Below are 22,506 nucleotides of genomic sequence, written 5' to 3'. Positions count from 1 at the left end.
GAACATATGGCCGAATAATGAATCAGCAACCTGCCGCCTTGAGCGCCGAAGACCGCGATTACCTCACCGCGCTTGGCCCAGCGTCGTTGAACGAAGGGCCCGGCACTGCGCTGGATGAGGCCTGGCGAGCGTGCTTGCAGGGGGTAATCGATCGCCCTGCCGGAATCAGGCGGGTGATTTGGGAGTCCTGGTTGCGCAGCGTCCATGCCGGCCTTGATCCAGAAGACGGTGAGTACCGTTTTGTCGCGCCCGACGACCTCGCCGCGACACTGGCAGCCAACCGGGTGCTGATCGCCGCAGCGGCGCAGGTCATGCGCGGTTTGCTCGCCTACAACCCCAAGGGCCATATCAATCTGACCGATACCCAAGGCACGACTTTGTACTTTTGTGGCCTGGACCTTACCCCCATAGGCAGTCGCCTGCTGGAGTCGGTACAGGGCACCAATTGCACCGGGCTGGCGATCGTCGAAGACCGTTTGGTCTATGTGCTGGCCGAGGAGAACTTCGGGCTTGGCCTGCGCCAGCGCCGCATGCATTGCGCCGCCGCGCCTATCCGGGATGCCCAGGGCCGAACCTTGGGTATGTTGACCTTGACGGCAGAACCAGGCTGGTTTCATTTCCATACGCTGGGCACTGTCCAGGCCGCGGCCGAGGCGGTCTCGAGGCAGATGGCGCTGCAAACCTTGCTGGAAGAGCAACAAACCGTGCTTGAAGTGCTCAACGAGGGCTTGGTGGTATTGGATGAGCAGGGCTGCATCAAGGCGCTCAACCATTACGCCCGGCAGTTGTTCCGCGTGGGTCATGACCTGCTCGGCAGTCCGTTCAAGAGCCTGGGACAAAGTGAGCTGACCGATGCCGTCCTGCTTGCCAGCGGGGAGGGCGTACGGGACCTGGACTGCACCTTTGAACTGCACGACCACAGCCATCTGGCATGCCTGGTGTCGGTCTGCCCGCTGGAACAAGGCGGGCGGATTGTTTCGTTGCGCGAAAACCGACGCATTCGGGAAATCACCCGGCGGATCATGGGCACCCAGGCCAGCTACACCTTCGAAACCATCCTCGGCCATTCACGGGCGATTCAGGATGCAGTGCACCTGGCACGGATCGCCAGTCGCAGTGATTCGACCACGCTGATCCTCGGCGAGAGCGGCACAGGCAAGGAGCTGTTCGCCCAGGCGATCCATAATGCCAGCGACCGTTGTGGCGGTCCTTTCGTGGCGGTCAATTGCGGCGCCATTCCCCGTGACCTGGTGCAGAGCGAACTGTTCGGTCATGTCGAAGGCGCTTTCACCGGATCGGCTCGCGGTGGCTCGGCAGGCAAGTTCGAATTGGCCGATGGCGGGACGATCTTCCTCGACGAAATCGGTGACATGTCCTTTGATGCGCAGGTCAGCTTGCTGCGCGTCCTGCAGGAAGGCGAGGTGACACGGGTGGGGGCAAAAAAATCGCTGCGGGTCAACGTTCGCATCATTGCCGCCACTCACCGCAACCTGAGCCAGGCGGTGGCCGAGGGCGCCTTTCGTGAGGACCTTTACTACCGGCTCAACGTCCTGAACCTGACCGTGCCGCCACTGCGAATGCGCCGCGAAGACGTGCCGTTGCTGGCGCGGCATTTTCTCGCGCGTTGTGCCCGGTCGCTCCGCAAATCGACGCAGGACCTTTCTCCCGTGGCACTGGATATGCTTGGCGCCTACGATTGGCCGGGCAATGTTCGCGAGCTGGAAAACGTCATTGAACGGGCGACCAACCTGGCGATGAGCGAACTGATCCAGCCGAGCGATCTTGCGCTGGAGATCAGGCAGCGAGGGCGACTATCGACGTGGGGGAGTGCCCCTGAACCTCGGACGGCGCCGGACCTTGGCACCCATGAAATGAATGCAATCATTGCCGCCCTCACAGACACGCGCGGAAACATCCGCCTGGCGGCTCAACGGCTGAATGTGTCGCGTGGGGGGTTGTACAACAAGATGAGTCGGTATGGGCTCAAGGTTGATGCGTTCCGTTCTTAGCCGGTGGCGCAACGCTGGCGATGAAACGGACGACCAGTCTCCGCTCGAGGGTGGTTTTATGCATCCTTCATGCTGGCGAGACGAGAAACGCCCGGTCAAAAGGAGCCGGGCGTCTCTGTCACTTGCGATAGAGCACCATCCCGGCGTGGTAGAGGACGCCGTCCCGAAACGTTCCATCGGCAGTGAAGCCCGTGTCGTCCCAGTAGCGGATGTAATCGCCTTCCACCTCGTAACGCCCCTGATAAGCGCTTTCGCGATTTCCGCGAGCCTCGTCGTAGCGCCCATTTGGCAACAGCTCATGGCGAATATTCCCATCAGCGGTGATCCACATGCCGGCGTAGGGGTGACTGGCGGTAGTAGGTTGAATACGTTGCATGTTCCATTCTCCTTCTGCGGTTAGATCAGCCGAGACGACAACGGCGCTCAAAGCGGTACCGATCAACAATTGGCTGATACTTTTCATGTTCTGCCCTCACATTTGAACAGCGAGTTCGGATGGCCCTGTCCGGGCCGTCCGGTGTCATCCGTTTCGTGAGTCCAGAGTAGGGAGTGGATCCGCTTGGCCGTTATGTCAAAAATGTCGCGGGTTTGCCTGATCCTGTATGGCGTAACCGACACCGAACCGGCTTATCGATCCAGACCAAAGTCAACAGACACCGGCCGAGGGCATCCTTGCCCGGGGTGTGCAGCGACAACGCCGTATTAGCCCGCGGTGACGGTCATGCCACCATCGGCCATAACCACCGAGCCGACCATGAAACTCGCGCGGTCCGAGGCGAGGAAGGCGACGATTTCGGCAATTTCCTCCGGCTGCGCAGCGCGGCCGATGGGTGCCGCTTCGCCGTGCTTGGCCAGAAAGCCCGGGCCGTCGTCGACCACGTCATTAAGGATGTTGGTCACCACATCGCCGACGCCGATGGCATTGACGCGGATGCCATGCTCGATCACTTCGAGCGCCAGCGTGCGGGTCAACTGGGCCAGCGCGCCCTTGGACGCGGTGTAGGCTGCGATCGTCGGAAAGGCGAAGTAGGATGCGTAAGAGGCGATGTTGACGATTGCCCCGGATCTGTTGGGAATCATCGCTTTCACCGCCTCGCGGCAATGCATGAAGGCCGCGGTGGCGTTGACTGCCTGAATGCGCTCCCAGTCTTCACGGGTCATGTCGATGACAAGCTTGTTGATGATGATCCCGGCGTTGTTGACCAGGATATCCAGCCGGCCGAACTGCTCGACGGCCAGGCCGACCGCGCGCTCGGCGGCTCCGTCTTCGCTGATGTCCGCCACCAGCGGCACCAGCCCGGGACGGGCGAGCTCTTCGACGGCGGGGTTCAGGTCTTCAGCAACGACCTTGGCGCCACGAGCGTGCAGCAACAGTGCGATGGCTTTGCCGATGCCACTGGCCGCGCCGGTGACCAGCGCGACTTTGCCTGCGACTTCGTGGGGGATGCTGTAGGTGATATCAGTCATGATGCTCTCCTGCGTTGCGAGCCGAGGAGACATTCGCCGGCTCCGCGCCCGTGAGGCGCTGTCGTTATCGACGGCTTCACTGTCTCTCAATGTGCATGTTCGGGCTTTCGCAGGCTTGCCTGGACTGTTGGGGTTTTGCTCCAGCATGCGAGGCTCCGGCGCACACGGTCTGTCGCGCAACCTTGCTCATGGCCGCCGCCGCGTTATCCTGTTGGCACCAGTCCTCGTCAGAGGGCTTTGTCGATGGAGCATCCTGTGCACCAACCCGATCCGCAAAACCTCGCCAGCGATGCTCAACGCATTACGGGCGAATCGATGCTGCACTATTTGCCGGGAACGCCGCAGACGTTACCGCCGCGCCCGCAGATGCAGGACGTGGTGATGTTGCGGTTCAGCCATCACAGCATCGTCGAGCCCATCCTGGTGCCCGCGGTGGTCGAGCCTCTGCTGGTGTGGGTGCTGGCGGGCGCGGCTCGGGTCGAGGAGCGCGTTCTGGGTGGGGAATGGGTCGCGTCCGACGTCAAGACCGGCGACTTCTTTCTCACCAACACTGGCGAGCCCTACGAGATGCGCTGGCAGACCCAAGGCTGCGACGCTTTTGAGGTGATGCACCTGTATCTCGGCCTGCCATTGATTGATCAAGCCGCGCGCGAGGTACTGGGCGAACACGCCGACCCGGTCAGCTTCCTCGATGTTTCCGGTGACCGGGATGAACGAATCAGTTTCCTGTTGGAGCAACTGCGCCAGGAACTCATCGACGAGCGCCAGCCCAGCCCCTTGTTTGCCCACAGCCTGGCTCAGGCGCTGGCCGTGCATTTGGTGCGGCGCTACCTTGACCCAAACCGCAGTGCCCGGCGCAACAACGCGTTGCAGGCCTACAAACTGCGCCGCGTTATCGAGGCAATGACCGAGGGGCTTGCCGCCGATTTCAGCCTCGCGAACCTTGCGCGGGTTGCGCAACTGAGCGAGTACCACTTCAGCCGCATGTTCAAGCGCGCCACCGGGCTTTCACCCTCTCAGTACTTCATTCGCTTGCGCATGAGCCGCGCCCGGCATCTGCTGCTGGAGACGAACCGAAGCATCATCGATGTCGGGTTGGAGGTCGGCTATTCGAGCCCCAGCCATTTTTCCCAGGTGTTTCGCCGCGAAGTGGGCGTCACGCCCAGCGTCTATCGTCGGGCATGACGGCTGTTTAAGCGTTTCTGCGGTTTGCAGTGTTCATTCGGATGGTGTGAAAGGCTGCGCCGTTGCTCCGAGTGATCCATGGCTGAAGCCGCAACGGCCTGCCAAAAAAATAATTGCGTCAGGCTGTCGATTTCGACCCTTGCCATTCGATTAGTCCGTAGAGCCACCACAAGGGCGGCTTAATCCATCCACTCTCAGGAGACAAGCGCATGCGATTTATGGTGATCGTCAAAGCCAGTCCGGAATCGGAAGCCGGACAAATGCCCAGCGAAGAATTGCTCGCCGCCATGGGCGCCTACAATGAAGAATTGCTCAAGGCCGGGGTGATGCTCGCCGGAGAAGGGCTGCATCCCAGTGCCAAGGGTGTGCGCGTGCAGTTTTCCGGCAAGAACCGGACCGTCGTCGAGGGGCCTTTTGCGCAAACCAGGGAATTGATTGCCGGCTTCTGGATCTTCCAGGTCCAGTCGCTGCAGGAAGCCATCGACTGGGTCAAACGCTGCCCGAACCCGATGATCAGTGACAGTGAAATCGAGCTCCGCCAGATCTTCGAAGCCGAGGATTTTGGCGAGAGCTTTACCCCCGAGTTGCGCGAGCAGGAAGAGCGTCTGCGGGCGCAGTTGTCCAATCAATCGTGAGCCGACTACAGGAGTTGCGAGCATGAAAATCATCCCTTACCTGACCTTCAACGGCCGCTGCAAGGAAGCCTTTGCGTTGTACAAGGACGTACTTGGCGGCGAGCTGTTTTCCATGTCCTTTGCCGAGGCGCCGGAGGACGTCGGCATGCCCAAGGACGCCGACCTGATCATGCACACCTGCCTGACCGTGGGCAATTTCAGCCTGATGGCTTCCGACTGCCCGCCAGGCCAGCCGTATCGCCAGCCGCAAGGCGTGTCGGTTTCCCTCAACGTCGACAGCGTGGAAGAGGCCGAACGGCTGTTCAATGGCTTGAGTGCAGGTGGCACCGTGCAGATGCCCCTGGCGAAGACCTTTTGGGCGGAACGTTTTGCGATGTTCGAAGACCGTTTCGGGATTGCCTGGATGGTCAACTACGAGGGGGAATAAGCTGCATTGACGTGCGTGAGCCGTGACAGGCAGAGCGCGTTATGCGCCGAAATTCTCGCAGAATTCGGCTACGGGAGCGAAGAACTTGAAGCGTTGCGAATAGCGGGGAGGCGTCAACGGTGATCAACGGTTTCGGGATTGGCATAACCAAGGCGCGTTCGACCTGGAAACAAGGATGATCGACTCCAAGGCTTTACGCGCAACGGTTGGGTTTGTGTCATTTCATGTCTCTGGCCTGCACCCACAGCACTGCGTCTTGCGACAGGGCTTTGCCTTTGTGGGTTTTCGTTGTCCCGATGTCGAGTGCTGCGATACCCCACCACCCGGCGCGGGGCAGGCCAATGGTCACGATGCCTTGGGAATCCGAGTAGGTGCTAAGGGCTCTGAAGGAAGCCTGAGGAGCCGTTATGTAGTCCTGCTCGCCGAAGGCGTTTTTCTCGACATCAACGGAATGGTTGAGGTATTCGATTTCGATCTCGGCGAACGGGACGGGCTTGCCGTCGGCCAGCACCAAGGCGCGGAATACTCCGCCGGTCCAGTTGGCATAAGGTTTGTTCAGGGGCTGGATCTCAACCGGCAACCCTTGTGGTTCTGCCCAGTGACCGGGTACTCCACCCACGTTCACGATCAGCTTGGTGAATTGCTGGATGTAGACACCTTCTTCGGTTTCCAGATAAGGCTCGGGCTCGAGTACGAAGATATGGTCACCCAGTGAGCGCACCAGCTCACGTGGGATCGATGCTCGATAGGCCGTCGACCGGTTATCGCGACTCTGCCACTCGACTGGACGTAAGTATTCGAGCAGATTGATTTTTTCCCCGCCGTGCGCGCTGGTGTGGTTAAAGGCCCGGGGTTCATCCATGGCCATGGTGGGGCCGCCGGAGAAGGGATGAGTGAACACTAGCGCGAACTCCAGTTTTTCCGCACGCTGCAGCGCTGTTTCCTCGAGGTAGAGCATCTGGAAGTGCGCCTGTGCAGCGCCGGTCAAGCCACTGAATGTAGTCGCGGCAATGGCTTGGAGCAGTTTTCGTTTGAACGTCATGGTCATTTTCACCTTGATATGTCGGAGGACTGAATGGTTACGTCATGGCCGGCTCCACCGAGGAACACCACGGAATAGTTTCCGGTGGGGGGCTGGAAGGTGTAGGTGTTGTCCTTGCCGACCTCGCCTTCGAGCAACACCTTGTCGCTTGGGTTTTGGATATGGATTTTTCTGCCGGCGGCCGAGCTGCCATCGGTGAACCCGGCCTCGCACTTCACCTGGTCATCGCGCTCGATGTAGCAGTCGAGCACGGGCCCATGGGCCAACGCTGTCTGGCAGAGCAAGAGGGTGCCTGCCATCGATATTCGAATGGTTGAAGTTATGTGGCTCATAGGATCTTTGGTCTCAGCGCACGAGGTTGATCATGGGATGGCGATTGATCATCGCCGCTTGTAGTGTCGTTGCCAGCCGGGGAGAAGGCCGCCAGCAACGCCTCCAGATTCGAGCGCAGAAGTGCGATGTAGTCGCCGGCTGCGTCGGCGAGTTCTCCCGGGTTGCCGGTGTCCAGTAGCAGCAACCGTGCGCCGCCGTCCTGGATGGCCCTGGCGATCTTTTCATCCGGTATCCACTTGTGGACCACTACGCGGATGTCACGCTCGCGCAGGTATCGGGTCAGTGCGGTGCGATCGGCGTCGCTCCAGTCAAGGTCCTGGCGCACGAACCAGCCGTCGACAAAGATGCCGAACTCGCCAAACAGGTAGGTGAACTCGTTCGCCAGCGACAGCACGCGCACATCCGGCAGCGCTACCATCCGCGCGCCGTAGTCGGCCTTGAGCCGGCGCAGGCGGCTTTCAAGTGCGGCGAGGTTGCTCTCGATTCGAGGCGCATCGGCGGGGGACAGGCGTGTCAGGTCGGCAGCGATCAGCGCCGACATGCGCATGCCGTTGACGGGACCGAGCCAGGCGTAGGCCGACGGGCCGCTATCGATGTTGCTCGCGACGGCCCAGGGCACGTCGTTCGGTGGCACGCGCATCACGGCCACGCCGGGCTTGATCGTGTCCCATGAACGCGAGGCATCGATCTCGATGATGCGCAGGTTGTGGCGCCGGGCCGTTGCATACAATGGGTCCGCACGCCAGAGATGACTCAGGGTCACCACGGCGTCGGCTTGCTGGAACACGGCCGGATCGAGACGCGACAGCGCATTGGCCAGGCTCTCCATGGGTACGGGGCTGTCCGGCGGTAGCCGCATGACCTGGATGAGCGTGCCTTCGCTGAGCGCCGACGTAAGTGCGTACACCGCCGGCAGCGCAACGAGCACCCGCTGGCGGCCGGTATCGGCAAAGACCGGGAACTGGGTGCCCAGCAGCAGGGCCAACACCGCCAGCCAGGATCCACGTGACAGGCAAAGCCATTTCATACGCTGGTCCCTCTGAATCGCGACGAGGTCGCACGGATGATGGTGGTCAAGACAAACACCAGAGCGGCGACCAGCACGATCGCACCGCCGGTCGGCACCGGGATGTGGAATTGCATAGGCGCCAGGATGCCGACCACGCAGGAAAACGTCGCAATCAGGATGGCCAGCGTGACCAGTGCCGCAAGTGAGCGGGTGACGTTGCGGGCCGCCGCGGCGGGTATCAGCAGAAGGGCCTCGACCAATACCGCACCGATGATTTTCAGGCAGGCCACCGTCACCAGAGTGACCAACACCACAAACAGGTACTCGACGCTGCGCACCGGCACGCCGCGCGCATGTGCCAGGCTCGGATTGAGGCTGGACAGCAACATGCCGTTGTACAGGGGCAGCCCGATGAGGGCGCAAATGACCGTTACGCCGAGCAGCACATTCATGTCGGTGTGGTCCACGGCCAAGATGGAGCCGAACAGCACGCTTTCCATCACGTGGGTGTTGATCTTCGCCGACACGAACAGCAGCAACGAGGCGCCGACTGCCAGCGAAATGGACAGGAACACCCCGATCAGTGTGTCGTTGGCCAGCGTCGTGCGGTGCTGGGTGTATTTCAGCGTCAGCGCAAACAGCAGGCAGAAGCCGAACATCGACAGGTAAGGAGAGGTATAGGACTCGCCAATCAGCACGCCAATGGCAACGCCAGTCATCGCAGCATTGCCAACGGACTGGCTGAAGAAAGCCATGCGCTTGATCATCACCATTGAGCCCAGCACACCCAACAAGGGTCCGATCAGAACGGCGCACATCAGCGCATTGATCACGAACTCGTATTCGAACGGTTGCGGCAGCATCTGGCGCGCGGCGAGCGTCTGGAGGTGATCGCGGATGAAGTCGTACAAGGCACTCATCGAATATCCTCCAGTCGGCAGTCGATCTGATCGGCCGGGCCATGAAACAGCACCCTTTGATTGATAACGGTCACGGACTGGGCGATACGCCTGACCTGTTCGAGATCGTGGTTGATCCACAGGACGGTGACGCCGCAGTCGTGCAACTCGGCCACCAGTGCTTCCACCAGGCGCACACCGGCTTCGTCGATACCGGCGGTGGGTTCATCGAGGACCAGCAGCCACGGCGCGGGGCTGATCGCCTGGGCCAGCAGCACGCGCTGGCGCTGCCCACCGGACAGGCTGCCAAATGGTTTTGTGCCTATTCCGGCCACACCGGTACGCGCCAGGGCCTCGGCCTGCGCCGCCCTCGCGGAGCGACTTGAGCCCAGGAAAGCCGGCCGGCGTTGAGTGAGCAGTGCCATCACATCGTTGACCGTCATCGGCACGTTGCGGTCGAAATCCAGCAGTTGCGGCACGTAGCCCACCGGCTTGGCGACACCCTCAAAGCGGATAACCCCGGAATGCGGCATCTGGCCCAGCAGCGCGCGCACAAGTGAGGTCTTGCCCCCTCCGTTCGGGCCGACCAGGCAGTGCAGCGCACCGGCTTCCACCCGAAAGCTCACCGCATCGAGCACCTGTGTACCGCCCAGTTGCAGCGAGACGTTATCGAACATCACGGCAGGTCCGCGCATCGCTTGATCCTTCTTCATCGTTGCGTGAACTCGACGGCTTCGGCCAACGTTTCAAGGTTTTCGCCTATGGCTACCTCGAATTCGTCCGCGCTGTAGGTGCTGCCGGTGATGTGGGACAGGGTGAAGACTTTTACTCCGGTGGCTGCTTCAATCGGTTTGGCCAGATCCATGGAAAAGTTCTTTTCGGCGAAAAGCACCCTTACATTGGCCTTCCTGATGGTGTCGATCGTGGTGGCCAACTGGCGCGCAGTCGGCGCCACACCGTGACGCGGCTCAATCACGGCGCTCACAAACAGGCCGAACTCTTGCATCATGTAGTCGTAACCGCCGTGCAACGTCGCGCAACGAAACGGCGAAAGATCCAGCGCGGCAAAGCGACTCATGAAGCGCGCGCGCAGGGCGCGGATCCGTCCGGCATACGCCAGGGCGTTCTGCCTATAGGCCGCCGCGTTGTCCGGATCGCGCTCGCCCAGGCGGCGGGCGATCTCGAACACCTGTTGTATCGCCGCCGTGGTGGAGACGAAGGTATGTGGGTTCACCACCTTGACGCCGCCCTGGTCGCCGCCGATGGGAATGAGTGCCACCGAGGCATTGGCCTGAATGATCGGCAGCGTCTCGCGACGGCCGGCGGCCTTGATGATCTCGAAGGCCCATTCATCGTGGCCAATGCCGTTGACTACCAGCACATCGATGTTCATCGCGCGGGTAATGTCGTCGGGTTGCGGCTGGTAATTATGCGGATTGGCCTGCGCCGGGATCAGCGCAACGACGTCCGCCCGATCACCAACAATGTTGGCCACGAAGCTGTAGTAGGGATGCAATGTGACGCCGACTTTGAGCCGCTTGCCGGCGGGGTGTTCCGGGCTGGCGCAGGCGATGGCGGGGATCAGCAGCAGCAACGCCAGGCAACGGCGCAACAGTGTGCGGTGTTTTATAAAGGCATTCATGGCTGGGTTCCTTTTACGCGTTCGATTTCACTGGTGCCGTCGTAAGGAATGACTTGTCGCCAGCCGTCGCCGACCAGCGACTCGGCCTTGACGATGGAGGGGTAGGGCGCGTTCGGATTGGGATGGATCCAGATCGTCGCCTGGTTGGCCCACATCACCCCGGCATGGGCATGACCGATGACGAGCAGGTAGGCGCTCTGGCCCGGCACACTGCCGCCGGAGCCGTAATAGACCGTGGCGCCCTGGCCCTGAGTGGCTTGCGACACCTCGCTGGAGGGGAGAGGCGCGGGAACCGCGGCGGCGTCGGCATGGGCGTCGTTGTCGGTGTGTTTGTCGGCAGACTGCCTGTGGGACAGGTGGGTGCCGGGCAGGATCAGTTGCCAGTGCACCTGACCATTGGCCTTCCAGAAGGCGTCCCGATAGAAGGGCGGCAGCACAAGCTCTTGGGCACGATCCAGGGTGATCCAGCCGCCGGTGTCGTTGTTGTTCCAGATGATTTCTTCACCGGCAGGCAACAGCGCACTATGGATGGCCTGATCGACCGAACTCAGGCCATCGAAGGAACGCACCTGCCAGCTCAGCGCGGTGGGTGGGCCGACTTTCTGTGGCCGCAACAACATATAACCGGCCACGCTGGCGATGATGATCAGTGCAGCAAGCAGCATGCCCGCGGTTTCCCATCGGCCGGAGCGCGGGTGCACAAGCGTGAATGCACTGCTGGCGGCATCGCCGGGTGTGCCGTTGGGGTGGTGCCTGCGTGGCGATAGCCGGGCCATCAGATAAACGCAATCCAGCGGCCAAGGCAGATCACGCCGATCCACAACGCCATCGAACTGAACCCGGCGATACGCGCCTGGCCGGGGGGTGGCAGCACGGCGTCCCATTCGTCGATGCGGCGAAAGGCGCCCAGATGGAATATCACCATGTTCAGGCCCGCCAGCATCAACACGCCCATCTTCCACAGGAACACGGAGTTCTGCGCATAGGTGATGGCATTGGCGGCAAACATGAGCGAACCGGTGATCACGCACGCCACGAAGGCAGCCCAGGTGTACGGCAGCAGCTCCCGGATCAGCCTTCGCGCGCTGCTGCGGTGGGAGGCAATGCCGAGCAGGCGCAAGTCCACCACTGCGATACTCCCGAACACCAGGGCGATGCCGATCACATGCACCGATTCCAGGGCCGGAAAAGCCGTGTCCGATTCACGGACAAAGGTGGCGAGCGAACTGGCCTCGATGGCTTGCAGTATTGATTGAATGTCCATGACGGATACCTGAGAACTGGGTTGAAAACGTTTAGATCGAGTAGGCGATCCAGCGACCGCAGATGATCACGACGCACCACAAGGCGATCGACAGCCAGACCAGCGCCTTGACCGGCGGCTTGTCGTCGTCACTGTGTGCAGGGACGGCAGGGCGCAGAAAGGGTCGCCGCAGCCGCCAGGCCAGGGTGAACGCGCCGATGACCAGGGCCATCTTCAGCCAGAACGTGTTGTTGAGGAGAACGCGGTCCGGTTCGCCGATGGCCATGATCAACCCCGTGGCAAGCAGGACGACAAGCGCATTGCGCATCCACGGGTAGTAGCGTTGAACCACGCCGCGCAAAGGCTCGTCCGTGGCGAGTACGCCGGCCAGGCGCAGGTCGGAAATGACGGCGGAGCCGAAGATCACCGCGATGGCAATGATATGAATGCTCTGCACAGTGGGCACCACCCAGAGCAAGTCCCTGATGGCGGTGCTCACCGGTGTCGCATAGAGCCAGGCAATGACAGGTATGGAGGACATTTGTTGCTCTCCCGCAGGGTCAGAGGGTTAGAAATCTTCAGGTGTTGCGATCGTGTGCAGGCCTGCCGCATCTTCCGGCAGCAGATACCCTTGCTTGATCGACACGCCCTTGGCGTCTTCGAATGCCTGTTGGTAGTGGCTGAAACTTCCATAGCGCCGGCGCAGCGCATCCTGCGAATAAGCCACCTTCGTGTCGTAGATCAGGCCGCAGCCGGTTTCTTGATCGGTGAGGTAGGTCGCACTCGGCACCTGGACCCACGGCGGGCGTACGCCCCCTTGCAGATTGCCGGTAGCAGGGTCGCGCGCTGCCACCTTGCCGTCGCGCACGACCCTGGGTGCCTTTGGCATCGGCTTGCCCTCGCGTACCCATTTGTCCATGCCATCGAGTAACGCCGACACCACCATTTCCACCGGCTCGTCGTACAGCGTCCGGCACTGTGTGTCATCGCCTTTGCCGATGTCGGCAGCGAGGTGCTCGGTGTGCTCGGTGCCGAGGTCGGCCAGGCGCAAATGCGGCATGCCGGTCACTTCGTAATAACGCAACTGCGGGCTGTCGGTGTCCGGCGGCAGGTCGATGCCTTCGATCACGTCGTGCATCAGTTCCGACTGGCTGTAAACGGTCACGAACGGCACGCCGTCGGGCATCTGGCGCGGCACTCGAATGACGTCGCCGCCCACTTCGCCGTAGGCCATGCGACCGGTCATGTAGCCATCGATCAGCGCGCTTGCGTCGGGCATTCGCCATTGCTGGTGCCGGCCCTGGTCGAGGTAGTCCATCCAGACTTGGGCGGTGACGGCCCAGCTGTCGACATACACGCGTTGCACGTCCAGACCTGCCAACGGGCCTTGTGGCCCATTGCTCTTGAGTAATAGCGCCAGCTGCGCACCGATGCCCTGGGATTGCGGCGCGAACGGGTCCGGCGCGTCACCGCGGATGAAACGTTGCGGATCGTAGTAGGCGCCCAGCGGCGCATAGCGGGCGTAGTCGAAGCGGCGCATGAACTCGAAGTTCACGATCCGCCCGTACTGGGCGATCTGCTCGGCCTCGGCGGCCGGGGTGTCTGAAAGGAACTTGGGATCGACTGGCGGTTGGTTGATATTCAGCGTGTACCCGACATACGCGTAGCCGCGTCGCAGCAAGTAATCGCGGGTCAGGATCCAGCCGGCAGCACGCTCGCCGAACCAACTGAACGGCTCGATCACGACGGTGCCGTTGAAGCGTGCCGGGTCCGTCGGCTTGCGAATCAGGATACGGGTGGTATAAGGCGCCTCGAGCAAAGGCTTGCCCGCGGCAGTGATTGCCGGGGCAATGCCTTGCAGGTAGAACTCCTCCTCGACGTAACCGTAGCGGTCGAGGTCGCTGTGTTCGGTGCCCGCGCGCTCTGCCGATGACAGAGGCAGTTGGCCGGACGGCGGCACCGCAATGGCCGTGGGCATCCGGGGCACCTCGGCGGACGCGCTGGAGATCAACACGAGTGACAGAAAGGCGCTTTGCATCGACGGCCGCAGGATGCTGATTGTGATCAGTCGTTCCATTAGGTCACCTCCAAGTGGTTATCGATGAGGGCATCGGTTCAGTCGCGTTTGAGGCTCGTCTTGCCCTCGCTGTCGATCACGATCTGGTTGTTCTCGCAGACATATTCGTGAATGCGGTAGTCGGAGCGCTTGTAGTCGAACGTGAAACGGTAAGGGCTGTTGAGTACCTGCGGGTCCTCGATCACTACCTGGTTCTCCAGGCGATCCGGCGCCTTCAGTCTGATGCGCTCGGTGATTTTCATTTCCTTGCTGTGCGGAACGTCGTAGAAGGCCACATCTGTGCGCACGCCTTGTGTTTGCACCACCAGCGTGTCGCCCTCCCAGCGGCCGCGCGAGTAGCCCTGGTAGCTGGGGTCCAGCGTATCCAGCGCAGGCATGGCTTCGTTGAGGATGATGCGGCGCACTTGCTGGAGATATTCGCCGAGCACCACCACTTGCTTATCGTCATGAATGAGTTGGATGGGGAAGAGCGCCGCCATCAATACCGGCATGCCTTCGGGCAGGCACATGGAGCTGGTGGTGGCCAGTGGCGTGCCGGCCTCGTTCGCGGCGGCCTGGCGCTTTTTCAACGCGACGTATTCGCTGGCATAGGGCTCCTTCAGGTCCATCGGGCCACCGGGGTGCACCGGATTGTCCGGGTCCTCTCCGAACCAGTCGTCCGGAGTCCGCTCCCACGTGCCGCTGATGTCGGGGCGTGTGCCCGCGCCGTGTTTGGCGTCCTGGGTTTTAGAGGCAGCGCTGCTCACCCCGGCGACAGTCATGAGTAGCACGCCCAGGAAGAAGCTTGTCAGGTTCAAGGTTCGTGTCGGTTTCATTGAAAGCGTCTCCATCCCGTTGGTCTGTTCATTCAGGTCTCATGGCGTAGGAATGCGGTTTCTCAGCCTCCACCGGACAGCACCACGTCACCGATCTTGATCTCCACGAGCAGCCCGCCCGGATCACCGTTTTTCAGCGGCTTGAAGGTGATCTCGGCGGCATCGCCGGCCTTGATCAAGTCGGACTTCCAGCCGGTGCGGCTTAAGGCGTTGACACTGCCGGTCTCGATCTTGAATTGCTGAGGCGGGGGGCCTGGCGAATCGAAATAAATCGAGACGTGGGGGTTGCTCCAGACGAAGCGTCCGACCACGCCCTTGAGCGTGATCGTTTTGGTCTGGTCGAAAATCGCGAACGAATGGTGGGCAGAGACCACGGAGGGTAGGGCGATGCAGGCGGCAATGGTCAGCAGACCAAGCCCCTTGCGTAATAGCGGGGACGACAAAGGTGTCATGGCGAGTGCCTCGGTTTTTATACGTTCTTATGGGCCCAGCATAGGGGGGTGGGAGCAGGGGCCGTAGCCCAAAACGGCAACTGCTGCCCGTCGTGGAAATGTTTATTGCGGAGAAGGGATAACGCGCACGAAGAAACGGGCATCGAGCCCCTGCAAGTGCTGATTTGGGTTACCGCTTGCGCAACCCAGGCGGAACACTCGCGCCTCGCCTCATAAATATAAAAACAGGAGAGACGTCATGCGCACCCCCCCTTACGCCCCATTGCTTTCGCTGGTCGCACTCTGTGCGTTTGAGCCCCAGGCTCATGGCTACGAGCTCTACAATGAAAATGACGGTGCCACCGTGCTGAACGCCGAGCTATGGGCGGGATTTGGCTGGTTCGGCAGCGAAAAGAACTACATCGGCGACCCCGAAGCAGAGCCCGGCAGGATGCGATGGCAGGAAGGCTTCGCCAAGTATGGTGTAAACGGCACGACGGATAAGATCGGTGCAGGTTCGATCTACGGCGGGTTCAGTCTGATCAGTACGGGATCATGGGGTGATGGGGACGCAGGATCACTCACCGCCGGGAATGAAAGGGAAACAGCCGTGGAAGACGCCTACCTGGGCTGGAAGTCGGGTGATCTGATTCCGGCGCTGGGCATGGACGGCGTTGATTTCTCCTTTGGCCGACAGGTCGTTACGGTGGACGGCTTTCTGATCACCGATGATGGGTTCGCCCCCGGAAATGCCTTCAACCCTATCGAGGGCGTAGCGGATGGCCGGTTCAATCGCGGCGGAGCCTTTTACCTGGGCCCGCGATTGGCGTTCGGGAACACCGCTGTCCTCAAGGTGGGTGGTACGCAGGGCCTTCACGGTAGCCTGATATGGTTGAAATCGGATAATCCCGGGCAGTCGAAGACCGAAGTGGCGGCCGCCACCATCGACTACACGACGCCCATTGGCTCGATCGGTTCGACGTACGTGCGTGGCCTGGATGTCGAAGAGCGATACGTTTTTGCCGATCGGGGTGAGCGCAAGGGCATGGATATCTACAGCATCCGTGGCCAGGGCAATGCTGGCATCGAGAATGCCGACTTCGCGTTCGAGGTGGCGCGCCAGGAAAAACGTTCGGGCTCACAGCGGGCGATGTTCTTTGATGCGGGCTACACCTTCGCCGATGTCAAATGGCAACCGACGGTGAGCTATCGCTACGCGCGTTACTCCGAAGGGTGGGACTTCCTGTTTCAGGGCGGCTACCGCAAACGTTACCAGGGTGAGATCGGTGTGAACTACGCCGGCTCAGTCACCTCGAACATGCGTATCAGCGACGTGCTGCTCTCAGTCAACCCGACCGATAAGTTGACCCTTAACGCAATGTACTTCGACTACCATCAGCTCTCTGATCGGCAAGATCAGGATTACAGTGCGCGCGAGGTCAATCTGTTTCTGGATTGGATGGTGACGGATAACATCACGCTCTCGCCGCTCGTTGGTTTCTACAAGCCTGACAAGTGGCTCGGCAACGGAGGCAACCAGAGTGGTAGCGCATCGCTCAACACCTACTTCCAATTCATTGTTTGGGTCGCATTCTGAGCTGCTGTTTGCGACGTAAGAATAGTTAGACCAGGGGGCGTCACCAGCGGTGGCGCATCCCTGCATTCACCGAGTCGTGATTCAGTCACAGCATGCGGCGCAGGACGTCGTTGCGAGGGTCGCTATCGAAGAACCGATGCTTGAGTGCACCTGCGACGTGCAACACGATCAGCGCCAGCAGGGTATAAGCCAGCACTTTGTGCAGCCATTGGAACACGACGAACAAATCGTCATTCTTCGCCAGCAGCTCCGGGAGGTTCACGCCAAAAAAGAACACGCCGTCGCTCATGGTGTAACTGCTCGACATCGAATAGCCCATCAGCGGTACGGCCACAATCAGTACGTACATGGAACGTTGCACAAAGCGCGACAGGAATCGCTCATGCCCGGCCAGTGTTTGCGGTGGTTGCGGAAGCGTGGGGGTGCGCCAACGCAGGGCGATCTGGACCAATACCAACAGGAATGCCAGCACCCCGAAGGATTTGTGCCATGGGTAATAGAGCTCATACTTGCTCGCCACTTCATCATCGAGCCCGGTCATATACCAGCCGGCCCAGAGCAGGCCCGCTATGACGATGGCACGCACCCAGTGCAGCATGCGCAGGGAGGTCGGATACCGATCAATTGTCGCTTGTTTTAAGGTGTTCATCGCAGTCTCTTCATTGATCATCAAGGCATCGAAAATGCACGATTCATACCCCCTCGGGACCCAAGGCCCTGAGAGGGCAGGTGCAGTGAGTTTTCTCAGGTGGGCAGTAGCACGGTGATGACTTTCTCCTCGGTGTAGGCCAGCGCACCGGCAAGCCCACCTTCACGACCAATGCCGCTGGCCTTGACGCCGCCCCATGGCAGGTTGGCGTCCAGCGGGCTCCAGCAGTTGACGCCGATGGCGCCGGCCTTTACCGCAGCGGCCACGCGGTGCGCACGTACCAGATCGGTCGTCCAGACCGTGGCCGCCAGGCCGTAGGCGCTATCGTTGGCCAGTGCCACAGCCTCTTCTTCGCTGTCGAACGTGATGACCGTGCCGACGGGGCCGAAAATTTCGTCCTGGGCAATCGTCATGTCATTGCGGGCGTTGGCGAAGATCGTCGGTCGCACGAACCAGCCTTGCTCCGGGGTGGATACACCGCCGGCCAACAAAGAGGCGCCTTGGTCGATACCCATCTGGATGTAACGGTTGACGCGATCGAACTGCGCTTTCTTGGCTACCGGCCCCATCTGTACGCCAGGCTCGCGAGGGTCGCCTACCTTGACCGCGCGCGCGGCCTCGGCAAGCGCCGCGGCGAAGCGCTCAGCGAGGCTGCGGTGTACCAGGATGCGCGAGCCGGCGGCACAGATCTGCCCCTGGTTGACGAACAGGCCCAGTGAGCAGCCAAACAGCGCGTCATCGAAGGGCGCATCGTCGAACACAATCTGTGGGCTTTTGCCGCCCAGTTCCAGCGCCACGCGCTTGAACAGCACCCCGGCGGTGCGCTGGATCTCGCGTCCGGCCTCGGGGCTGCCGGTGAAACTGATCTTGGCCACGTGCGGGTGTTCGCACAAGGCACGACCCACCTGCGCACCGTAGCCGGTGACCACGTTGATCACGCCGTCAGGAAAGCCCGCTTCTTGAGCCAGCGCTGCCAGGTGCAGGGCCGATTGTGGGGTTTCTTCCGAGGGTTTGATGACCACGGTGCAGCCTGCCGCCAGCAAGGCGGCGAGCTTCCACACGGTGATCATCAGCGGTGAGTTCCACGGCACGATGGCACCGACCACACCTACCGGCTCACGTACGGTGTACGAGAGGGTTTTGCTGCCGAAGTAGCCGCCGGTGGGAATGGTGCGCCCTTCAAGCTGGTTGGCCCAGCCGGCGGCGGCGCGCAGGTTGGCGATTGCGTTGGGCAGGTCCATCCGGCGTGGTTCGAGCGGTGAGCGACCGATGGCGTTGGCGTCCATATCGGCCAGCAATTCGCTGTCGCGCTCCACCAGGTCAGCCAGTTTCGACAACAGGCGACCGCGCTGGGCGCCGTCCAGGCGGCTCCAGGCGCCCCCCTCAAGTTGGGCGTGCGCCGCTGCCACAGCGCGGTCCACATCCTCGGCGGTACCGCTTGCGCAGCTACCGTTGACCTGTTCCGTCACGGGGTTGATAAGAGGAATGCGCCCTCCGTCGCTGGCTTCGAAGGGCGCGCCCTGGATGAAGTGTTTCAGGTACTGAGTCATGTAGGTGTCCATGCGTGATGGGGAATGGTCGGAGGTGCCACACCTCATGCCTTGAGGGAGGCCAGGGCGTCGCCGAAGATGTCCAGGGCCTTGAAGAACAGCGAGCGCGGGATCGTCAGCGAGGGCATCACGCGCATCACGTTGCTGTAGCGTCCGCACGGGATCATCAGCACACCGTGGTTCATCAGGTAGCCCATGAGCTGACCGATCTTGGCGCCTTCCAGCGGTGTCTTGGTGATGGGGTCTTCGACGAGTTCGATACCGATCATCAGGCCGCGGCCGCGGACTTCGCCAACGAACGGGCTGTTGAAGCCACGGATACGTTCCTGCGCCTCCAGTCCCAGGGTGTGGGCGCGCTCGAGCAGACCAAGTTCCGGGTCCTGCAGGATGCTGATATTGGTCAGCGCCACGGCCGCGGACAATGAGTTGGCGGCGAAGGTATTGGGCATTGACCCGTCGGGAATCAAGGCCGCGAGGTCCGAGCGCATGATCAGCCCTGCCATTGGCAGGTCGCTGCCGATGCCTTTACCGAAGGTCAGCATGTCGGGTTTCACGCCGGAATGTTCGACTGCCCACATCTTGCCGGTACGCCCGGCGCCGGACTGTACTTCATCCACGATCAGCAGCGCGCCGGCGCGATCGCAGGCCTTGCGCAACAGTTGCAGGAACTCTGGCGAGGGCGGCACGTAGCCGCCTTCGCCCTGTACCGGTTCCACGATCACGGCCGCCACGTCATCGGCGGCGGTGTAGGGGCTGTTCAGCAGATAGTCCACGTAGTCGCCGGCGATCTGCTCGGCGCTTTTGTGCGTGGTGTCGAAGGGAAAGCGGTAGGCATAGGGGTAGGGCGCGTGAATCACGCCGCCCATCATCGGACCGTAGCCCTTGCGGTAGGCCGTGCCGGTGGTCAGGGCGCCGGAGGCGTTCCACACGCCGTGGTAGCCGCCGTGGAAGGCAAGGATCTGGTGGCGCCCGGTGATGCGCTTGGCGAACTTGATCGCGGCCTCCAGCGCATCGCTGCCGCTTTGCGTGAAGAAGGTGATGCAGTCGCCGCGCAGGCCGTCGGGAGCGATTTCCGAGAGCTTGGCGGCCAGTTCGGTGCGCCGGGTGCTGTTGATTTCCAGGGCATGCATCAGCACCTCGGACTGTTCGCGGATCGCTTGTACCACCTTGGGGTGGCAGCGGCCTACGCTGCTGACGCCCACGCCTGCGGACAGATCGATATAGGTGTTGCCATCCGGGTCCTTGAAAGTCGCGCCGAACGCGCGGTCCATGGCGATGGGCATACGGCCGCCGCCACGCGCCATCGACTCGGTACGCGCCGATAACGCCAGGGCCTCGCGGGTCAGGGGGCCGGGCAGTGTGCTGGAAATAATCCGCGGGGCATCCGCGAAGTGTAAGGATTCTAGTTTGGATTCACTCATGACGAACTCTCTGGATGGCGTTTTCAGTGTGCCGATCATTCTCATGGAGCGTCCCTGGCCGTTATCCCGAATCGGCAAATAGACGAGCCGACCCCACCCGCCGGTTTCGACGAGTGGCAGATACGAGAATTAGCTATGCGATATTTTATCTATGTGCGAATATCGCAAAGAAATGCGAGCAAAAAACAATAATATCGGCCGAGGTTTTCGCGCATCATGAAAAACCACCAGATCAGCCATTTTCGCGATATCCATGTCCATGCGGCCACCATTCAGGAGTGGAACCAGGACTACAGCCAGTTAACCGCCGGCCTTGCCGATAGTTCTTTGATGCAGCTGAGCACCGCGCGTTGCCACGTGTTCAGCGAGCAGATCAACCAGCGTGTGGTGCAGCACGGCGTGGCTCCGCGCGGCAAGATGTGCTTTGCCGTGCCGATCAACGTGCCGGGTTCGACGCGGATGCAAGGTCGCGAGGTGGACGACAGCAGCCTGTTCTTTCTGCACGGCGGCGAGGAGTTCATGTTCCATATGCCGATGGGCATGGAACTGTTGTCCATCACATTCGAACGCGAATGGTTCGAGCAGGCGCTGGAGCAAACAGCGTCGGCCAGGGAAATCAGCCGGTTGCTGCGCCAGCCGGTGATCCGGGTGTCCGCGCAGCGCTTCGCCCAGGCCCGGCGTCGATTGCTGGCGGTGCTCTCTCTGGCCATAGGCGACGAGGCGCTCGACAGCGCGGGCGAGCAGGGGCTGGAGCAGGCAATGCTCGGTGAGTTGCTGCAGCTGCTCACCGACCCGGCCTGCGACAAGCAGCAGCGCAGCCCCAGCTCCACGCGCAGCTTTATTGTCGAGAAATGCCACCGTCTGACGACTGTCGAGATGCTCAATGTGCCCAGCGTGATCGAGTTGTGCCAACGCCTCCAGGTGAGTCGGCGCACCGTGCAGAACAGCTTCCGCTCGGTGGCCGAGACCACACCGCTGAACTATTTGCGTTCGGTTCGGCTCAACGGAGTGCGCCGCGCCTTGATGTCTACCCCGGCCTCCCATCTCTCGATCGGCGATGCCGCCGCCCAATGGGGGTTCTACCACCTCAGCCATTTTGCCGAGGAGTACCAGGCGTTGTTCGCAGAGTTGCCCTCCCAAACCGCCCGTGCTGCCATCCCTGTCTGCGCGCGCGCCTGAACCAAAACCCCGCTGTACCCGGCGGGGCAGCTGTCACTTCATCAGGATCTCAAGAAAACATGAATAGTCTTCGCCGCCTGCTTCAGGTCTTCGACCTCTTTCGCCCGGAGCAGCCGCTCATCGACGTGGAGATCATTTGCCGGGAGCTTGGCTACACGCCCGCCACTGCCTACCGCTATCTGCGTGAACTGGGCGATGCCGGCTTGTTGAAGCGCTTGCCGCGTGGTTACGCGCTGGGCCCGCGAATCATCACGCTGGAGCATCAGATGGCGAACTACGATCCGCTGCTGGCGTGCAGTCGGGACCTGGTCGACAAACTGGTCGCCGACACCGGCCTGGATGCGTTGGTCAGCGAGTGGCATGGCGACTCGGTGGTCAACGTGCTGATCCAGCGTGGCTCCGATGCTGGTCCGGTCGGAGGTGGCAAGGGACGACCGATCGACCTTTTCCACAGCGCGACCTCCCGGGTCGTATTGGCTTATCTGCTGCCACGCCAGATACGACGCCTCTATGATGCCCACGCGAACCAGGACCAATTGCTGCATCTGGGGCTGGAATGGAAGCCGTTTACCAAGAGCTTGCTTGCCATTCGCAAACAAGGTTATTGCATCAGCGAAAGTGAGCTGTACCCGGGACGCAGTGGCGTCGCGGCGCCGATCTTCGACGAAAAGCGACGAATACTCGGGAGCATGACCCTGGTTGGGCGCAGTGAGCGGTTCCACGCGTTTCAGCGCAGCTACCTGTGTGACCTGGTGATGGGCGCGGCGGCGCAGCTGACGACACGTATCGCTTTGCAATGAGGTGATAAAGGCCGGGTGGATGGCTGGCTTTTTTGAGGCGAGTTCTGCGAGTTACCGATTTGGGATAGTGGGGTGCTCATGGGCGGGCATAGGATC

24 protein-coding genes are annotated in these 22,506 nt (G+C 61.4%); 7 read left to right on the top strand and 17 right to left on the bottom strand.

What is annotated here, in order from left to right; all coding sequences use genetic code 11:
• Nucleotides 1-17 precede the first annotated feature (17 nt).
• Nucleotides 18-2,009: a sigma-54-dependent Fis family transcriptional regulator gene (locus PSH91_RS15925; protein ID WP_305466148.1), complete on the top strand. Its 1,992-nt coding sequence runs from the start codon at nt 18-20 to the stop codon at nt 2,007-2,009.
• Between the two features lie 118 nt (nt 2,010-2,127).
• On the opposite strand, the gene PSH91_RS15920 is transcribed toward PSH91_RS15925, so the two are convergent.
• Both PSH91_RS15920 and PSH91_RS15915 read right to left on the bottom strand, forming a co-directional pair.
• Nucleotides 2,128-2,385: an Atu4866 domain-containing protein gene (locus PSH91_RS15920; protein ID WP_305466147.1), complete on the bottom strand. Its 258-nt coding sequence runs from the start codon at nt 2,383-2,385 to the stop codon at nt 2,128-2,130.
• Nucleotides 2,386-2,711: 326 nt separating this feature from the next.
• Nucleotides 2,712-3,476 (bottom strand): SDR family NAD(P)-dependent oxidoreductase, encoded by a 765-nt coding sequence (locus PSH91_RS15915; protein ID WP_305466146.1) that lies wholly within the window; start codon nt 3,474-3,476, stop codon nt 2,712-2,714.
• A 243-nt stretch (nt 3,477-3,719) separates the two neighbouring features.
• On the opposite strand from PSH91_RS15915, the gene PSH91_RS15910 reads away from it, so the two are divergent.
• From PSH91_RS15910 to PSH91_RS15900, 3 genes are all read left to right on the top strand, one after another.
• Nucleotides 3,720-4,661 (top strand): helix-turn-helix domain-containing protein, encoded by a 942-nt coding sequence (locus tag PSH91_RS15910; protein WP_370695162.1) that lies wholly within the window; start codon nt 3,720-3,722, stop codon nt 4,659-4,661.
• Between the two features lie 209 nt (nt 4,662-4,870).
• Nucleotides 4,871-5,296: a YciI family protein gene (locus PSH91_RS15905; protein ID WP_305466145.1), complete on the top strand. Its 426-nt coding sequence runs from the start codon at nt 4,871-4,873 to the stop codon at nt 5,294-5,296.
• A 22-nt stretch (nt 5,297-5,318) separates the two neighbouring features.
• Nucleotides 5,319-5,723, top strand: coding sequence for a VOC family protein (locus PSH91_RS15900; protein WP_139049761.1), 405 nt, complete (start codon nt 5,319-5,321; stop codon nt 5,721-5,723).
• A gap of 217 nt (nt 5,724-5,940) precedes the next feature.
• On the opposite strand, the gene PSH91_RS15895 is transcribed toward PSH91_RS15900, so the two are convergent.
• From PSH91_RS15895 to PSH91_RS15840, 12 genes are all read right to left on the bottom strand, one after another.
• The gene (locus tag PSH91_RS15895; protein ID WP_305466142.1) at nt 5,941-6,765 is read right to left on the bottom strand and encodes a DUF4198 domain-containing protein; all 825 of its coding nucleotides are present in this window, start codon (nt 6,763-6,765) and stop codon (nt 5,941-5,943) included.
• 8 nt (nt 6,766-6,773) lie between these two features.
• Nucleotides 6,774-7,064, bottom strand: a complete 291-nt coding sequence (locus PSH91_RS15890) for a hypothetical protein (RefSeq protein WP_139049763.1) — start codon at nt 7,062-7,064, stop codon at nt 6,774-6,776.
• A gap of 29 nt (nt 7,065-7,093) precedes the next feature.
• Nucleotides 7,094-8,125 carry a metal ABC transporter solute-binding protein, Zn/Mn family gene (locus PSH91_RS15885; protein ID WP_305466141.1) on the bottom strand — a complete coding sequence of 344 codons (1,032 nt, stop codon included), beginning with the start codon at nt 8,123-8,125 and terminating at the stop codon, nt 7,094-7,096.
• Nucleotides 8,122-9,027: a metal ABC transporter permease gene (locus tag PSH91_RS15880; RefSeq protein ID WP_139049764.1), complete on the bottom strand. Its 906-nt coding sequence runs from the start codon at nt 9,025-9,027 to the stop codon at nt 8,122-8,124. Before PSH91_RS15880 ends, PSH91_RS15885 begins: the two co-directional genes overlap by 4 nt.
• Entirely contained in the window at nt 9,024-9,701 is a 678-nt protein-coding gene (locus PSH91_RS15875) for a metal ABC transporter ATP-binding protein (RefSeq protein ID WP_256677107.1), read from the bottom strand. The genes PSH91_RS15880 and PSH91_RS15875 overlap by 4 nt, the downstream gene beginning before the upstream one ends.
• Before the next feature lie 14 nt (nt 9,702-9,715).
• Nucleotides 9,716-10,648: a metal ABC transporter solute-binding protein, Zn/Mn family gene (locus PSH91_RS15870; protein ID WP_139049766.1), complete on the bottom strand. Its 933-nt coding sequence runs from the start codon at nt 10,646-10,648 to the stop codon at nt 9,716-9,718.
• Nucleotides 10,645-11,313 carry a hypothetical protein gene (locus PSH91_RS15865; RefSeq protein WP_171061353.1) on the bottom strand — a complete coding sequence of 223 codons (669 nt, stop codon included), beginning with the start codon at nt 11,311-11,313 and terminating at the stop codon, nt 10,645-10,647. Before PSH91_RS15865 ends, PSH91_RS15870 begins: the two co-directional genes overlap by 4 nt.
• Nucleotides 11,314-11,423: 110 nt before the next feature.
• On the bottom strand, nt 11,424-11,912 hold the full coding sequence (locus tag PSH91_RS15860; RefSeq protein WP_139049768.1) for a DUF6644 family protein: 489 nt from the start codon (nt 11,910-11,912) through the stop codon (nt 11,424-11,426).
• 31 nt (nt 11,913-11,943) lie between these two features.
• Nucleotides 11,944-12,432 (bottom strand): DUF6644 family protein, encoded by a 489-nt coding sequence (locus PSH91_RS15855; RefSeq protein WP_139049769.1) that lies wholly within the window; start codon nt 12,430-12,432, stop codon nt 11,944-11,946.
• Nucleotides 12,433-12,459: 27 nt separating this feature from the next.
• On the bottom strand, nt 12,460-13,968 hold the full coding sequence (locus PSH91_RS15850; protein ID WP_305466137.1) for an alpha/beta hydrolase domain-containing protein: 1,509 nt from the start codon (nt 13,966-13,968) through the stop codon (nt 12,460-12,462).
• Nucleotides 13,969-14,006: 38 nt separating this feature from the next.
• Entirely contained in the window at nt 14,007-14,783 is a 777-nt protein-coding gene (locus PSH91_RS15845; protein ID WP_305466136.1) for a hypothetical protein, read from the bottom strand.
• Between the two features lie 62 nt (nt 14,784-14,845).
• A complete protein-coding gene (locus PSH91_RS15840) occupies nt 14,846-15,235 on the bottom strand; it encodes a DUF6152 family protein (protein WP_139049772.1) in 390 nt (129 codons plus the stop codon).
• Nucleotides 15,236-15,473: 238 nt separating this feature from the next.
• Between PSH91_RS15840 and PSH91_RS15835 the strand changes: the two genes are divergently transcribed.
• The gene (locus tag PSH91_RS15835; protein ID WP_139049773.1) at nt 15,474-16,811 is read left to right on the top strand and encodes an alginate export family protein; all 1,338 of its coding nucleotides are present in this window, start codon (nt 15,474-15,476) and stop codon (nt 16,809-16,811) included.
• 85 nt (nt 16,812-16,896) lie between these two features.
• Here PSH91_RS15835 and PSH91_RS15830 read toward each other — a convergent pair whose 3' ends face one another.
• The 3 genes from PSH91_RS15830 to PSH91_RS15820 form a co-directional block, all read right to left on the bottom strand.
• A complete protein-coding gene (locus tag PSH91_RS15830) occupies nt 16,897-17,460 on the bottom strand; it encodes a cytochrome b (protein WP_160894340.1) in 564 nt (187 codons plus the stop codon).
• A gap of 95 nt (nt 17,461-17,555) precedes the next feature.
• Nucleotides 17,556-19,010, bottom strand: a complete 1,455-nt coding sequence (locus PSH91_RS15825; protein ID WP_139049775.1) for an aldehyde dehydrogenase — start codon at nt 19,008-19,010, stop codon at nt 17,556-17,558.
• Between the two features lie 44 nt (nt 19,011-19,054).
• Complete coding sequence (locus tag PSH91_RS15820) at nt 19,055-20,431, bottom strand: aspartate aminotransferase family protein (RefSeq protein ID WP_139049776.1); 1,377 nt, start codon at nt 20,429-20,431, stop codon at nt 19,055-19,057.
• A gap of 216 nt (nt 20,432-20,647) precedes the next feature.
• Here PSH91_RS15820 and PSH91_RS15815 point away from each other — a divergent pair, with 216 nt between their 5' ends.
• Together PSH91_RS15815 and PSH91_RS15810 are read left to right on the top strand one after the other, a co-directional pair.
• The gene (locus tag PSH91_RS15815; RefSeq protein ID WP_305466133.1) at nt 20,648-21,610 is read left to right on the top strand and encodes a helix-turn-helix domain-containing protein; all 963 of its coding nucleotides are present in this window, start codon (nt 20,648-20,650) and stop codon (nt 21,608-21,610) included.
• A gap of 59 nt (nt 21,611-21,669) precedes the next feature.
• Nucleotides 21,670-22,410 carry an IclR family transcriptional regulator gene (locus PSH91_RS15810; protein WP_139049778.1) on the top strand — a complete coding sequence of 247 codons (741 nt, stop codon included), beginning with the start codon at nt 21,670-21,672 and terminating at the stop codon, nt 22,408-22,410.
• The last annotated feature ends 96 nt before the right edge of the window (nt 22,411-22,506 follow it).

Origin of the sequence: Pseudomonas sp. FP1154 (genome assembly GCF_030687245.1) — a bacterium.
GTDB lineage: Bacteria > Pseudomonadota > Gammaproteobacteria > Pseudomonadales > Pseudomonadaceae > Aquipseudomonas > Aquipseudomonas rhizophila.
Note: the sequence above shows the minus strand (reverse complement) of the source record. Positions and strands in the feature narration are given on the sequence as shown.

Excerpts from the sequence above, each read along its gene's own strand:
- PSH91_RS15880 (WP_139049764.1), bottom strand. The coding sequence starts at position 9,027 with ATGAGTGCCTTGTACGACTTCATCCGCGATCACCTCCAGACGCTCGCC.
- PSH91_RS15885 (WP_305466141.1), bottom strand. The coding sequence starts at position 8,125 with ATGAAATGGCTTTGCCTGTCACGTGGATCCTGGCTGGCGGTGTTGGCC.
- PSH91_RS15815 (WP_305466133.1), top strand. The coding sequence starts at position 20,648 with ATGAAAAACCACCAGATCAGCCATTTTCGCGATATCCATGTCCATGCG.
- PSH91_RS15905 (WP_305466145.1), top strand. The coding sequence starts at position 4,871 with ATGCGATTTATGGTGATCGTCAAAGCCAGTCCGGAATCGGAAGCCGGA.
- PSH91_RS15855 (WP_139049769.1), bottom strand. The coding sequence starts at position 12,432 with ATGTCCTCCATACCTGTCATTGCCTGGCTCTATGCGACACCGGTGAGC.
- PSH91_RS15925 (WP_305466148.1), top strand. The coding sequence starts at position 18 with ATGAATCAGCAACCTGCCGCCTTGAGCGCCGAAGACCGCGATTACCTC.
- PSH91_RS15900 (WP_139049761.1), top strand. The coding sequence starts at position 5,319 with ATGAAAATCATCCCTTACCTGACCTTCAACGGCCGCTGCAAGGAAGCC.
- PSH91_RS15845 (WP_305466136.1), bottom strand. The coding sequence starts at position 14,783 with ATGAAACCGACACGAACCTTGAACCTGACAAGCTTCTTCCTGGGCGTG.
- PSH91_RS15895 (WP_305466142.1), bottom strand. The coding sequence starts at position 6,765 with ATGACGTTCAAACGAAAACTGCTCCAAGCCATTGCCGCGACTACATTC.
- PSH91_RS15820 (WP_139049776.1), bottom strand. The coding sequence starts at position 20,431 with ATGAGTGAATCCAAACTAGAATCCTTACACTTCGCGGATGCCCCGCGG.
- PSH91_RS15860 (WP_139049768.1), bottom strand. The coding sequence starts at position 11,912 with ATGGACATTCAATCAATACTGCAAGCCATCGAGGCCAGTTCGCTCGCC.
- PSH91_RS15835 (WP_139049773.1), top strand. The coding sequence starts at position 15,474 with ATGCGCACCCCCCCTTACGCCCCATTGCTTTCGCTGGTCGCACTCTGT.
- PSH91_RS15850 (WP_305466137.1), bottom strand. The coding sequence starts at position 13,968 with ATGGAACGACTGATCACAATCAGCATCCTGCGGCCGTCGATGCAAAGC.
- PSH91_RS15810 (WP_139049778.1), top strand. The coding sequence starts at position 21,670 with ATGAATAGTCTTCGCCGCCTGCTTCAGGTCTTCGACCTCTTTCGCCCG.
- PSH91_RS15840 (WP_139049772.1), bottom strand. The coding sequence starts at position 15,235 with ATGACACCTTTGTCGTCCCCGCTATTACGCAAGGGGCTTGGTCTGCTG.
- PSH91_RS15870 (WP_139049766.1), bottom strand. The coding sequence starts at position 10,648 with ATGAATGCCTTTATAAAACACCGCACACTGTTGCGCCGTTGCCTGGCG.
- PSH91_RS15915 (WP_305466146.1), bottom strand. The coding sequence starts at position 3,476 with ATGACTGATATCACCTACAGCATCCCCCACGAAGTCGCAGGCAAAGTC.
- PSH91_RS15890 (WP_139049763.1), bottom strand. The coding sequence starts at position 7,064 with ATGGCAGGCACCCTCTTGCTCTGCCAGACAGCGTTGGCCCATGGGCCC.
- PSH91_RS15920 (WP_305466147.1), bottom strand. The coding sequence starts at position 2,385 with ATGCAACGTATTCAACCTACTACCGCCAGTCACCCCTACGCCGGCATG.
- PSH91_RS15830 (WP_160894340.1), bottom strand. The coding sequence starts at position 17,460 with ATGAACACCTTAAAACAAGCGACAATTGATCGGTATCCGACCTCCCTG.
- PSH91_RS15865 (WP_171061353.1), bottom strand. The coding sequence starts at position 11,313 with ATGCTGCTTGCTGCACTGATCATCATCGCCAGCGTGGCCGGTTATATG.
- PSH91_RS15825 (WP_139049775.1), bottom strand. The coding sequence starts at position 19,010 with ATGACTCAGTACCTGAAACACTTCATCCAGGGCGCGCCCTTCGAAGCC.
- PSH91_RS15875 (WP_256677107.1), bottom strand. The coding sequence starts at position 9,701 with ATGCGCGGACCTGCCGTGATGTTCGATAACGTCTCGCTGCAACTGGGC.
- PSH91_RS15910 (WP_370695162.1), top strand. The coding sequence starts at position 3,720 with ATGGAGCATCCTGTGCACCAACCCGATCCGCAAAACCTCGCCAGCGAT.